This is a genomic window from Paenibacillus sp. J31R120, from assembly GCF_056269225.1.
The window spans coordinates 260,673-272,656 of sequence record NZ_JBWDNN010000005.1 but is presented as its reverse complement, the minus strand read 5'-3'; the positions used below and the strand labels follow the sequence as shown (position 1 = coordinate 272,656).

Genomic DNA, 11,984 nt, shown 5'->3' with positions numbered 1-11,984 from the left:
GAGAGAGTATTTATGAATCAAGAGATCAAGGATTTTATCGACGGACTGAAAGAAGCATGGCAGCAGGAGCTGAGCGTAGAGCTGCGCAGCGTTGTCTATCAAGCGATACCGGAAGCGCAGGAGCGTCTGCAGTATAAGAAGCCGCATTTTCTGAAAAACGGAAAGTACGCCGCCGTGATCTCGACATCCAAGGATGCTGTCAGCTTCACCATCTTCCATGCAACCGGGCTTGAGCTTCCTGAAGGCGAGTGGGACGGTCCTGCTGAGCGCAAGACGCGAAAGTTCCGCAAGGGGGATGCCATTGAAGCGAGCCAGCTCACTGCATGGCTTGCGCAAGCTTCCTCGTCCATCTAACGATTTAGGATGGCAAGGCAAATTGTCGTATGCTTTCCTTCAGCGTAGTTGCAGGACGATTCATCAGCTGCTCCAAATCTCCAGTCGTGGAGGATGTGTTGATGCTGCGGAGGAAGCTGAACATCCAATGCTGCAGCTCAGCGTCTTGTACGACTGAGACCTGCTTGCCCCCAAGCTCGGACAGAGCGGCAGCCAGCTCCTCGAAGGTCCATGCTTTCGGCGCAGTCAATTCATACGTGTGATTTTCGTGGCCGGGACTGGCCAGAGTCATGGCAATTGCAGCTGAAAGGTCAAGCCGAGTGACGGAGTTAAAGCGCCAATCTCCGGGTTGGACCCGCAGCACGCCTGTCGCCATTGCCGATTGCAGATCAAGGATTTCAACGAAATCGGTATATAACGCGTGGCGGAATATCGTATACGGAATGCCGGAGGATCGCAAGGCCCTTTCTGTGGCTGCATGCAGCCGGGTCAAGGAAATGGTGCCGTCCTCGGGAAAAGCAAAGCTCGTATAGAGCAGATGACCTGCGCCAGCTTGCTGTGCGGCTTCAATTACCCTCGTATGCTGGAGCAAACGTATGTCATCATCATGATGCGGGCTGGAGATGAACAGCAGGCGTGTGGAGCCGAGGAATGCTTGCTTTAGTGTATCAGGCTGATCATAGTCGCAGTAGCGGACGGCAACGCCCAGCCGTTCGAAGTCATGTTTGTGCTCCATGTTGCGAATGCAAGCTACTAGCTCCGCTGGGGGAACGTGCTTTAACAGCTGCTGAATGACAAGGCGTCCGAGCTTCCCGCTCGCCCCGGTGATCACAATCGACATTAGGAATCAACCTTTCTTTATAGGAATATAGGTTTCGTATTAGTTAATCGCTTAACTAAATGAGCAAAAAAGAGCTAGGCTCTTTTCAGCTTTTGCAACAAGGCGTGCAGCTGTCTTAATTCAGTTTCATCCAGCACGCTCATTCTATCGGCAATCCGCTCCCGATTGTGGGGCAGATGCTTTAGCAACAAGCTTTGTCCCTGCTCTGTAATTGATATGACCGATTTGCGCCCATCCTTGGGATGCGGCTCACGCCGAATCAGCTTATCCTTCTCGAGTGGGCCGAGCAGCAAGCTGATATTGGCTTTCGTCACCCCGATTTTTTGGGCTAGCTTCGAAGGAAGCAAGGTGCCTCCGTCCTTCATCAGCTCCACCAGTATTCGTATGCGGGCCCCGTTTACCCCTTGTGCCTGCCAATACGATTCGGATACATCGACAAGTTGAGCCGTTGCCTCCACGAGCGCAAAGAAGACTTGATTATGCAAAGGCAAATCGATGACGTACTGCTGCAGCTCCTTCAAGCGAAGACCTCCACATTTCATTTTGGTTAAGCGCTTAACTACCATTACTGTACTGCGATAGGAAGCCTGTTGTCAATGCTGGATTAAGGAGAATAAACGTTGGTCTTCATGGTCAAAGTAAGCTGTATAATAGAACGAGAGAGCCATTATTTTTAATTTGGTAACAGTACCAAATATCTATCTGAATGAATTCATTCATGCGTGATTGCGTAAACAAGTGAAAATCTACTAGGAAGTACTGTGATTACATCACCAAGGGCTGTTTTTTCCAATTATCACGAAAGAATCCAGATGTTATGGGACGATATGCTGTTATCATTGACACAAACACAAGCGTTTGTTATGCTCCAATTAAGTAGGCATCAGTTCTAACATTGAAATTTGGTAACGTTACCAAATAGACATCCGAGTGTCAGGGGGAATGGAAAGTGGCATCCAAACAGCTGGAGAAGGAAATCGCATTATCGAATATCATTCATAAGCCGCTCAAGATTGACGAGAGGGCATCGCTTGAAGCGGACAGCCTGAACAAGAAGGTGCTGGACCGCGTCGTCATCTTGGACCCAGCGCATGGCGCCGACCAGTGGAAGCATAGAGGCGACGGCGAATCCCGTCTCGTGGAAGGCGGCATGCTGGAGCTGACCTCTGCGAACCTGATGGATCATTGGCCGGAAGGCTCTCCTAGCGATGGCGACTATAGCACGTATGGGCTAGTAGCGACATACCGCTCCTTTGATCATGAGAACTGGGAGGGCTACAATCGCATCTCCTTCGAGATCTACCCGGATTGCAGCGGCATGGCGAATCCACATATCAAGGTAGCCATTCGCAATGACGGCAAGATCAAAATCCCGGATATGTATTACCGCGAAGGCTTTAACGTAATCAATTTGAAAAATAAAGAGTGGAATCAGTGCTCGATGGAAATTCCTGACCTGCCAAGGGATGAAATTACCGAGCTGAGCTTCAAATACGATATGTACGGCAAAGACCGGGCAACCGGGGATGCCGTAAAATATTCCATTAAAAACGTCTATCTGGAGAAGGTGGAGTATCCCAACATCTCCAAGGGCTGGCAGCCGCGCCATAAGGATGTCATCTTCTCGCATAACGGCTATCATCCCGAGCATGCCAAGACCGTTTTGATCGCAGGCAAGCGCGAGGCTTCGTTCAGCGTCATGCTGCTGGAGACGGGTGAGGAGAAGTTCAGCGGTCAGGTACAGGGGACAGAGACGACGATCGGCTCCTTCTCCATTGCCGACTTTACTCCGCTTGCGGAAGAGGGAACCTATATCCTTCGGATTGGCGATTTGATCTCGAAGCCGTTCCGAATCGGCTATAGCGTGGATCGTTGGGAGGATTCCATCTGGAAGTCGCTCAACTTCATCTATTGCGAGCGCTGCGGCTGCCCGATTCATGGTATTCACGGATCTTGTCATGAAGATATTACGGCGACGCATAACGGAGGAATGATCATCTTCAACGGCGGCTGGCATGATGCCGGAGATGTCTCCCAGCAGCTGGTGCAGACGGCTGAGGTGGCGTTGTCGCTTTACGAGATGGCGGAGCAGGTGAAGGATCATAACCTGCCTCTCTATTTGCGGTTAGTAGAAGAAGGGGAATGGGGCGTTGACTTCCTGCTGAAGACCAGATTCGGCGACGGTTATCGCGCGACAAGCGCCGGCATTCGCATCTGGTCAGACGGTATAATCGGCAACATGGACGATATGTATGCCCGTGTCCACAACAACCCGTATGAGAACTTCATCTGTGCCGGTATCGAAGCGAAAATCTCCATGCTGATGGAGGAAGGCAATATTCTGAAGGATAAGCTGGCGCAGGTTGCCGTGCAGGACTTCCACTATGCCGTCGAAGAGTTCGAAAAGGACGGCTTCTGCCGCCTCCCGATTTTCTGGGAGCATACCTATATGACATCAGAGAGCTTGTTCCTGGCTACCGCTTCATGGGCGGCCTCCTTGCTATTCAGCTTGACTGGCGAAGAGGAGTATGCCCGCAAGGCCGAGCGTTACCTGGACGATGTCATGGCATCCCAAGAGACGGAAGGTATCCGTACCGGTGCGGGCGAGGTTGTGTCGGGCTTCTTCTATCGCAATCCGGAGAAAAAAGTAGCCATGCATTTTAACCACCAGGCGAGAGAGCATCTTTATTTAATGGCCTTGAGTGAAATCATCGGCACGCAGCCGGATCATGAGAAGCTTGCAAGCTGGATGGGCGCAGTGGAGCGATACGGCTCCTATATCAAGTTCCTGACAGCCTATACAGCTCCTTATCCGATGATCGCAAGCGGCATCTATCATATCGACGAGCATAAGGATCAAGCTAGCTTCGACGTCCAGCACTTGCTTGTCGGCGACCAAGCCAAGGAGCAATATGGCGAGCAGCTTCAGCAGGCTGTCCGCTTGAATGATGAGTATTACTTGAAGCGATTCCCTGTCTGGTTCTCCTTCAAGGGCAACAACGCGATCGTATTATCCACAGGGAAGGCTGCGGCGCTGGCGGGTCTTCTGTTGAATGATCAGAAGCTCATCCAGATTGCGGAGGAGCAATTGCACTGGATCGTGGGCAAAAACCCGTTCAACCAATCGCTCATGTACGGAGAGGGCTATAACTTTGCCCAGCAATATACCGTCTTGAGCGGCGAGATGGTCGGCGAACTTCCGGTAGGCATTCAAACCTTCGAGAATGAGGATGTCCCTTATTGGCCGCAGATGAACAGCGCGACTTATAAGGAAGTATGGGTCGGACTGGCGGGCAAGTGGATGACTCTTGTGGCGGATCTCTACGCCTATGACAAGCAAAAGTAAGGGAGTGGCTTAAAGCTGCTCCATAAAAAGTATCTATCATCATGTAAGCCCCGGCGGGCGAAGGTTCTATTCCGTCCAGGGGCTTTTTTCTATATGGGGATTGTATGCGCAAGCTTAGCGCCAATGCAAGGAGTCACAAAGCTGTCGAACTTCCAGCCAAGAATGACTCGAAAGAGTCATAGGAAGCGGAGGGCCCTTATTGCTACAATCGGATTGTTGCAACAGATAGGCCAAGGTGGTGAGGGTATGAGGAAAGTGAAATTGAAGCTAATCATGATCTTTTGCGTCTTTGTTATAGCTCTCGTCGGTTGCTCAAGCGAGCAGCCTGTCGATCTGGAGAATGTTGAAGCCAAGCTGACGTCGACGCCGGAGGTGATCACAGCTGGCAGCCCGGCAGCGCTTCGCGCCACGTTCACGGGCATGACGGTATCGGATGAAGCAAACGTCACGTTTGACTTCCGAACGGAAGCGAAGCCTGTACTAGTAGATGCTGTTAATGAAGGCGGAGGCGTATTTACGGGTTCGTTCACCTTCCCTAAGAAGGGCATTCAGACGGTATATATTCATCTTTATGTCGATGATATTCATTTGACAGAGAAGGTATGGGTGGAGGTCAAATGATCCCGTCTTTCTTCAGGTGGAGCATTCTGATCCTGGCAGCTGTCCCGCTGTGGATGCTTCCCGGGAATGTTCATGCCGAAGCCGTGAACTTGCAGTCTATCGTAGACGCGGCTGATCCCGGCGAGACGATTGAGCTCGAGCCGGGGATATACGAAGGGGCTGTTACGATTAATAAGCCGCTTACGGTGAAGGCCGCACAGGCAGGCGAGGTTATACTGCGCAATGTCACCGAGCAATCTGCACTGCGCATCGAGTCTAGCGGCGTTAGAGTCGAGGGGCTGCGCATCGAAGATGAAGCGCTCAAGCAAGAGCCGACTATATGGGTTGCAGGGAGCGGCACCCAGCTTGATGGGTTGTACATCCGAACGGGAGCAGACGGCATCGCGGTGCGTGATGCGGACGACGGGGAGATTGCCCGCACGACAATCGAATGGGCTGTAGATGGAGTGCGAACGGCTAGCAAGGGCAACGGTATTGATCTGTACAATGCCCATCGCTGGAGGATGACCGATAACCGCATATCGGATGTGCATGATGGAATTTATATGGAGAACAGCGATGATGGCGTTGTATCCGGCAACCTGATCGAGCGTTCCCGGTACGGGGTTCACTGCATGTATACCGAGGGAACCGTGATTGAACGCAATGAAGGCAAGCTGAATGTAACGGGTGCAATGGTGATGACGGCCCGCCGGGTTGAAGTTCGCGACAACCGTTTTTCCAAGCAAAGCGAAAATGTGAATTCACAGGGCATTTTACTTTACGATGCTCATGATTCTGTGTTTACCGACAATATCGTGGAGGGCAACCGGGTAGGCTTTTATGTGGAGCAATCGACTGGCAATCGGCTGGAGCGGAACCGGGTGTCCTACAACTTTATCGGCCTGCAATTAATCAGCTCTTCCGGAAATTCCTTCTCCAATCATATGTTTCTGGGCAACGTCTCGGACGCGCAAGCGCGGGACAGCCATGACAATGACTTGACGGGGAATTATTGGGACAGCTTCCGAGGCGTAGATGCGGATGGAGACGGTTATAGCGATCTGACTTATGCGATCAATCCTTTTTTCCAGAGCTTAACGCAAAAACGAGCGCCATTTCAGCTGTTTTTCCAGTCGCCTGGCATGGTATTCCTTGAGGAGCTTTTTCAGACAAATCGGGCCAATTGGTCCTATGATGGTGCGCCGCTTATGGTTCCGCCCTCTGGGATCGATGAGCAAAGCGCAGGCCGCCCGGCTTCCGGCATGATCGGATTAGGACTGCTGCTCGGTTCATGTGCGCTATTTTATAGAATGAGGAGACAAAAAGTATGAAAAAGAGAATGGGATTTTTATTGGTAGGTTTGGCCGCCATGCTTTTGCTGCTTGCCGCTTGCGGCGGGGAGAAGTATGAGCCTCAGGCGATTAATGAAGAAACGGATGTATGCGCCATTTGCAAGATGGCTATAAAGGACGATCAATATGCTACGCAAATCGTAACTAAGGATGGGCAATCACTCAAGTTTGACGATATCGGCTGCCTGAATCAATGGAAGACAGAAAACGGCACGGATACGATCGGAGCAGAGTTTGTTCGCGATTATAACAGCAAGCAATGGCTTCGTTATGAAAAGGCTTATTACGCTTACGACGCCAATTACAAAACGCCAATGGCATACGGGGTCGTATCCTTTGAGAAGAAAGCGGATGCGGAAGCTTACATCGCCGAGCAAGGGGCGGGTACGCTGATGACAGCCGAAGAACTGTCCAGTCATTCATGGGAGGTTAACCGCGACATGATGGATATGGGAGATATGCATGGTCACGGTCATGACGGCGCGGAAGACGCCGATCATGAAGGCGGACATGGCCATACGGATAGTTCTGACGGCCATACTTCCAACGAGAGTGGTCATGAGGACGGAGGACATGCGTCGTGACGGAGACGGCCTATGTAGCAGCTAGAGAAATGAAAATCGGTTTTCGCAATCCATGGGCCTATTCCTTTACGGCCCTTTTTGCACTATTTATGCTTAGCTTGCTATTGATTCACTCGCAAGGATATGTGAAAGGCTATTCCGGCATGAGCGGCACGATGCTGAATTTGGCGCTCTACCTGTTGCCATTGATGGCGCTTATGCTTGGTTCGTTCTCCTTAACGGGCGAGAAGGAGGAAGGCAACTGGGAGCTATTGTCGACCTATCCGCTAGGGACAGGAGCATTCCTGATCGGCAAGTATATCGGGCTTGCTGCGGTTATGCTGGCTGTTGTCGCGATGGGCTTTGGCATCTCGGGTGTCGCTGGCTGGCTGCTAGGCGGAGGGTGGGATACATTCACGTATGTCCGTCTGCTCTTTTTTTCGGTTATGCTGTCGCTGTTTTTTCTCGGCATCTCCATGATGGTCGGCACGTTAGCGCGCAATCGGTGGCAGGCGCTTACGATTTCGGTGGGCGTCTGGTTTTTTGCCATCATCGCCTGGCCGTCTCTCCTTATTGCGGCGCTGGGAATGATGCCATATATGTGGATCAAACCGTCCGTCGTCGCCCTGACTTTTTTGAATCCGGCGGAATTGACCCGTTTGTTCACCGTTGTGAAGCTGGGGGGAGGCTCCACCCTCGGTCCCGAGTATTACGACTGGATGGCATGGATAGGCTCTTCCTGGGGTACGCCAGTATTCGCGGCAGGCGCTTTTGCCTGGATCGGGATTACGCTGGGGGCTGCGTATGTGGTGTGGGAAAGGAGGAGAGGGCGTGTCTGAGACCTTTGTTCATATGGAAAAGGTGCACAAGGCTTTTAAGGGCAAAACTGTCATAGAGGAGCTCCAACTGAGCATCTCGCGCGGCGAATCGGTCGCTTTGTGCGGCGGCAATGGTGCGGGCAAGAGCACTCTGCTGCGCATGCTGGCAGGAATTATGCGTCCTACATCAGGGACTATAACCGTGAATGGCTTACGCTGGGGGGACGACAGACGGCGGTATGCCCGCCAGATTGGCTTTATGCCGGATGATTATCGCTTTACTCCGGGGCTGACTGCAATGGATACGATGATATTCTGGGCCAAGTTGCGTGGTCTGGGCAAGAAAAGCGCGGCGGATGCCCTGGACTTGGTCGGTCTGTCGGATACGGGGAGCAAGCCGGTCGCCTCTTTCTCCAAGGGCATGCGCCAACGCGTATTATTCGCCCAAGCCATGCTGGCTGAGCCTCCGCTTATGATGATGGATGAACCGACGAACGGACTTGACCCATACTGGATGGAGTCGTTCGTCCGGTTGGTTCGGGAGGCGTCAGCCCGCGGTCAGACGATCTTGTTCTCGACGCATCAGCTGCAGATTGCCGAGGCGTTGGCGGACCGGATTGTGTTTTTGCGGGACGGACATATCCTATTGGACGGACGCAGGGAGGATATTCGCGCCGCGTATGGCGAAGCTGGCCTGCATGAGGCATTCGGGCAATTATTCGGCTTATCTTCTGCACATGGAAGCGGGGTGTAGTAATGAACGTTTTTCGCAGGGCATGGGTTCAGTATGTCGTGCTGCTTATATTAGCCGCAGGAGCGGTATATGCTTGGGTATCCGTAAAGTCAGACACTCCCGGAGTTGCTTTGCCGGGTCACGAGGCGCCAGCGTTCCAATTAGTTAATCTGGAAGGCAAGACGGTAGAATTGTCGGATTACAAGGGTCAAGGCATTATGATCAATTTTTGGGCGTCTTGGTGCAACCCATGTGTGAATGAACTGCCTCTGTTGAACGAGGCCTATAAGCTGTCTGGCGTTCAGATGCTGGCTGTCAATGTCGGAGAAGATGCGGCAGCCGCTCAGAAGTTTGTTGAGCGGTATGAGCTCCAGTTCCCTATTGCGCTGGATCCGGAGATGAAGCTTAAGTCATCTTATAAAATTATCGGATTGCCGCTAACGATACTTATCGCACCGGACGGCACCGTGCTGGAGAGACATCAAGGCGAGCTGACGGATATGGCGGATATTATGGGGCTGATGAATCGGATTAAGGAAGGATAGGAGCGAAGCATGCGCTCAAGGAGATGAGAATTGGACATGACATACAAAGGAATCAAATGGCTTATTCTGACCATTCCCACCTTGACCATTGGCATCTGGGAGTACGTGCGCCATGAATTTTTGCTGCCCTATATTTCGATGGAGCTGGGCAACTGGCTTGCGCCTGTAATGGTATTGCTTGTTTCGCTGTTGTTTTTGACTCAATTGTTTCGCATGATCGAGCAGAGCCAGGCGGAACTGAACCGTGCCAAGTCTGTTCAAGCCGCGTTGGAGGAGAGGGAGAAGCTTGCGCGCGAGCTGCATGACGGTATCGCGCAATCCCTGTTTTTCTTGAATGCGCAGATGGGCAGGATGGAAACGATGAAGCTAACAGAAAGCCCCTCCTGGCAGAAGCTAAAAGAAAGCGTGCATCGGACCAATGATTACGTGAGGCAGGCTATAGCCAATTTGCGGCATGCACCCAGCATGAACGCGATTCCGTGGCTGCAATCAGTGGACAGCCTCATGAATGAGCTGCGCCGCGAGACTGATTTGCGGTTCGACACCGCTTGGTCCATACCGGAACAGGGGCTAACCTCCAAAGAAAAGGTGGAGCTGCTGGCTATCCTCCGGGAGGCGCTGCTTAACATTCACAAGCATGCAAGAGCGGCGCAAGTGCAGATAAAGGCTATTCCGACGGATACAGGATGGCGCTGCGGAATAACGGATGACGGGAAGGGATTTCTCCCGGAGGATGTGGAGAAAGCCGGTCGATACGGATTGAAAATGATGCGTGATCGTGCCAGGGCGATGGCATGGCAACTGGACATTAGCAGCTGCCCGGGGGAGACGGCGGTTGTGATTCAGAAAGGGGGAGGCGGCCATAAAAAAGTTCCAAGTGATGGTCATTGATGACAGTGCAGTTGCCAGAGAAGGAATACGCATGATCCTGGAGAGCGATCCCGCCTTTGAGATCGTGGCAGAGGGCTGCAGCGGGGAGGAAGCGCTTGATCTAAGTGAAAGATGGATGCCTGATTTGATCTTGATGGATATCCAGATGCCGGGAATGGGCGGACTGGAAGCAACTAAGCAGCTGAAAGAGCGTTATCCTTATTTGAAGGTCGTCATGGTGACAGTATCGGATGATATCGTCCATTTGTTTGACGCTTTAAAGAAAGGGGCGCAGGGTTATCTGTTGAAAAACTTGAACCCGCAGGCTTGGCATGAATATTTGAAGGCCATTGCCGTTGACGAGGCGCCTATGACACGCGAGCTTGCCTTTAGAATACTGAAGGAGATGTCGCCTGTCGGGGTCGACGAGTATTATGTCAGTCCTTTAACGAGCCGTGAACAGGAAATATTGGGATTGGTGGCCAAAGGGCTGAGTAATAAAGACATTTCGGTCCAACTGGATATCTCGGAGCACACGGTCAAAAATCATCTCAAAAACATTTTGCAAAAGCTGCATCTGGAGAACAGAGTTCAGCTTGCGAGGTATGCCTATGAGCAAGGCTGGATGGGAAGGCGGTAGCTATCATGACTACACAGAAACTAGGCTGTCCAGGCGATGGGACAGCCTTTTATTTATTGAAGAGACGCCAGCCAGGTTGTCATGGTTATGATCTCATCCTCGGACAGCCGCCCTTCGAATGCAGGCATACCGCCGCGTCCGCTAACGATCATTTTGTACAATTGCTCTTTGTTCAGCTTGGATCCAACATGCGCAAGAGCTGGTCCAATTTGTCCTTGCAGCTCCGTACCATGACATGAAATACACATGCTTTGGTAAATTTGCTGAGCGGCTTCAGCGTCAATAGATCTGTCAGGAACGGTGAAAGCTGCGCTGTTACTCACTTCATGTGTTTTTTCGGGCAATTGCGTCGCAAGCAGCAGGATGGCTAACAACCCAGCAATTCCGGTTAATCCGGCCATGATCCATTTAGACATGTTCATCCTCCTTGCCTTTTTTTATTTATCTTAGCAAGTGTGAAGAGAGCCTTTCCATAGCTCAAAAGAGTTAGGGTGAGGCGCATTGTAGCAACTTCGCATCCAATTATGTCAATAAGATGAACGAAGAAGCACGGAACGATGGCATCATAGGCAATCATTCTCATCATTGTGTATAATAGTAGATAGTTTTGGTAAGGATAGACTTTTGGTGGATAGGAATAAAAACGATAGAAAATGTCTCATCAACATTTTATGTCGAAGACTGCAAAACACTTGACAAGTTGTCCGCTAGTAATTAATATTAGTTTATAATCATTACAAACAATAAACCATTCTCAGGAGGAAATAACATGTCTCTTATTGGAACAGAAGTACTACCGTTTAAAGCATCCGCATACCACAATGGTCAATTCATCGATGTATCCGAAGCTAACTTCAAAGGCAAATGGAGCGTAGTATGCTTCTACCCTGCTGATTTTACATTTGTATGTCCGACTGAGCTGGGCGACCTTCAAGATCAATACGAGACATTGAAGTCTCTTGGCGTTGAAGTGTACTCCGTATCGACAGATACTCACTTCACTCATAAAGCTTGGCATGACAGCTCCGAGACAATCGGCAAAATCACATACATCATGATCGGCGACCCGTCGCACACGATCTCCCGTAACTTTGACGTTCTGATCGAAGCTGACGGTCTGGCTGACCGCGGTACATTCATCATCGATCCAGACGGCGTTATCCAAACGGTTGAGATCAACGCTGGCGGCATCGGCCGTGACGCAAGCACGCTGGTAAGCAAAATCAAAGCGGCTCAATACGTACGCAACAACCCAGGTGAAGTATGCCCTGCAAAATGGCAAGAAGGCGGTTCGACGCTGAAGCCTAGCCTTGACCTGGTAGGCAAAATCTAAGGAGCTG

The 11,984-nt window shown here is 51.2% G+C and carries 14 protein-coding genes; 11 read left to right on the top strand and 3 right to left on the bottom strand.

The window, feature by feature from the left end; all coding sequences use genetic code 11:
* Positions 1-12: 12 nt before the first annotated feature.
* Entirely contained in the window at positions 13-354 is a 342-nt protein-coding gene (locus tag AC0YNW_RS19530; protein ID WP_475833377.1) for a DUF1801 domain-containing protein, read from the top strand.
* 4 nt (positions 355-358) lie between these two features.
* On the opposite strand, the gene AC0YNW_RS19525 is transcribed toward AC0YNW_RS19530, so the two are convergent.
* Entirely contained in the window at positions 359-1,174 is an 816-nt protein-coding gene (locus AC0YNW_RS19525) for an SDR family oxidoreductase (protein WP_475833376.1), read from the bottom strand.
* A 74-nt stretch (positions 1,175-1,248) separates the two neighbouring features.
* Positions 1,249-1,695: a MarR family winged helix-turn-helix transcriptional regulator gene (locus tag AC0YNW_RS19520; RefSeq protein WP_475833375.1), complete on the bottom strand. Its 447-nt coding sequence runs from the start codon at positions 1,693-1,695 to the stop codon at positions 1,249-1,251.
* 428 nt (positions 1,696-2,123) lie between these two features.
* On the opposite strand from AC0YNW_RS19520, the gene AC0YNW_RS19515 reads away from it, so the two are divergent.
* The 9 genes from AC0YNW_RS19515 (at position 2,124) to AC0YNW_RS19475 (ending at position 10,644) form a co-directional block, all read left to right on the top strand.
* Entirely contained in the window at positions 2,124-4,520 is a 2,397-nt protein-coding gene (locus AC0YNW_RS19515) for a glycoside hydrolase family 9 protein (RefSeq protein WP_475833374.1), read from the top strand.
* 246 nt (positions 4,521-4,766) lie between these two features.
* A complete protein-coding gene (locus AC0YNW_RS19510) occupies positions 4,767-5,141 on the top strand; it encodes a hypothetical protein (protein ID WP_475833373.1) in 375 nt (124 codons plus the stop codon).
* The gene (locus tag AC0YNW_RS19505; RefSeq protein WP_475833372.1) at positions 5,138-6,454 is read left to right on the top strand and encodes a right-handed parallel beta-helix repeat-containing protein; all 1,317 of its coding nucleotides are present in this window, start codon (positions 5,138-5,140) and stop codon (positions 6,452-6,454) included. The genes AC0YNW_RS19510 and AC0YNW_RS19505 overlap by 4 nt, the downstream gene beginning before the upstream one ends.
* Positions 6,451-7,059 carry a nitrous oxide reductase accessory protein NosL gene (locus AC0YNW_RS19500; RefSeq protein ID WP_475833371.1) on the top strand — a complete coding sequence of 203 codons (609 nt, stop codon included), beginning with the start codon at positions 6,451-6,453 and terminating at the stop codon, positions 7,057-7,059. The genes AC0YNW_RS19505 and AC0YNW_RS19500 overlap by 4 nt, the downstream gene beginning before the upstream one ends.
* The gene (locus AC0YNW_RS19495) at positions 7,056-7,877 is read left to right on the top strand and encodes an ABC transporter permease (protein WP_475833370.1); all 822 of its coding nucleotides are present in this window, start codon (positions 7,056-7,058) and stop codon (positions 7,875-7,877) included. Before AC0YNW_RS19500 ends, AC0YNW_RS19495 begins: the two co-directional genes overlap by 4 nt.
* The gene (locus AC0YNW_RS19490; RefSeq protein ID WP_475833369.1) at positions 7,870-8,610 is read left to right on the top strand and encodes an ABC transporter ATP-binding protein; all 741 of its coding nucleotides are present in this window, start codon (positions 7,870-7,872) and stop codon (positions 8,608-8,610) included. Before AC0YNW_RS19495 ends, AC0YNW_RS19490 begins: the two co-directional genes overlap by 8 nt.
* Before the next feature lie 2 nt (positions 8,611-8,612).
* A complete protein-coding gene (locus AC0YNW_RS19485) occupies positions 8,613-9,134 on the top strand; it encodes a redoxin domain-containing protein (protein ID WP_475833368.1) in 522 nt (173 codons plus the stop codon).
* Positions 9,135-9,170: 36 nt separating this feature from the next.
* Entirely contained in the window at positions 9,171-10,025 is an 855-nt protein-coding gene (locus AC0YNW_RS19480) for a sensor histidine kinase (protein WP_475833367.1), read from the top strand.
* A 31-nt stretch (positions 10,026-10,056) separates the two neighbouring features.
* Positions 10,057-10,644 (top strand): LuxR C-terminal-related transcriptional regulator, encoded by a 588-nt coding sequence (locus AC0YNW_RS19475; RefSeq protein WP_475833366.1) that lies wholly within the window; start codon positions 10,057-10,059, stop codon positions 10,642-10,644.
* Positions 10,645-10,697: 53 nt separating this feature from the next.
* Here the strand turns inward: AC0YNW_RS19475 and AC0YNW_RS19470 are convergent, their stop codons facing one another.
* Complete coding sequence (locus tag AC0YNW_RS19470) at positions 10,698-11,060, bottom strand: c-type cytochrome (protein WP_475833365.1); 363 nt, start codon at positions 11,058-11,060, stop codon at positions 10,698-10,700.
* A 353-nt stretch (positions 11,061-11,413) separates the two neighbouring features.
* Here AC0YNW_RS19470 and ahpC point away from each other — a divergent pair, with 353 nt between their 5' ends.
* The gene (gene ahpC / locus AC0YNW_RS19465; RefSeq protein WP_119799024.1) at positions 11,414-11,977 is read left to right on the top strand and encodes an alkyl hydroperoxide reductase subunit C; all 564 of its coding nucleotides are present in this window, start codon (positions 11,414-11,416) and stop codon (positions 11,975-11,977) included.
* Positions 11,978-11,984: the final 7 nt, after the last annotated feature.

What these genes read in the sequence shown, in the direction of transcription:
- AC0YNW_RS19530 (WP_475833377.1), top strand. Translation starts at nt 13, where the DNA reads ATGAATCAAGAGATCAAGGATTTTATCGACGGACTGAAAGAAGCATGG.
- AC0YNW_RS19480 (WP_475833367.1), top strand. Translation starts at nt 9,171, where the DNA reads ATGACATACAAAGGAATCAAATGGCTTATTCTGACCATTCCCACCTTG.
- AC0YNW_RS19485 (WP_475833368.1), top strand. Translation starts at nt 8,613, where the DNA reads ATGAACGTTTTTCGCAGGGCATGGGTTCAGTATGTCGTGCTGCTTATA.
- AC0YNW_RS19500 (WP_475833371.1), top strand. Translation starts at nt 6,451, where the DNA reads ATGAAAAAGAGAATGGGATTTTTATTGGTAGGTTTGGCCGCCATGCTT.
- AC0YNW_RS19510 (WP_475833373.1), top strand. Translation starts at nt 4,767, where the DNA reads ATGAGGAAAGTGAAATTGAAGCTAATCATGATCTTTTGCGTCTTTGTT.
- AC0YNW_RS19525 (WP_475833376.1), bottom strand. Translation starts at nt 1,174, where the DNA reads ATGTCGATTGTGATCACCGGGGCGAGCGGGAAGCTCGGACGCCTTGTC.
- AC0YNW_RS19470 (WP_475833365.1), bottom strand. Translation starts at nt 11,060, where the DNA reads ATGTCTAAATGGATCATGGCCGGATTAACCGGAATTGCTGGGTTGTTA.
- AC0YNW_RS19505 (WP_475833372.1), top strand. Translation starts at nt 5,138, where the DNA reads ATGATCCCGTCTTTCTTCAGGTGGAGCATTCTGATCCTGGCAGCTGTC.
- AC0YNW_RS19475 (WP_475833366.1), top strand. Translation starts at nt 10,057, where the DNA reads ATGATCCTGGAGAGCGATCCCGCCTTTGAGATCGTGGCAGAGGGCTGC.
- ahpC (WP_119799024.1), top strand. Translation starts at nt 11,414, where the DNA reads ATGTCTCTTATTGGAACAGAAGTACTACCGTTTAAAGCATCCGCATAC.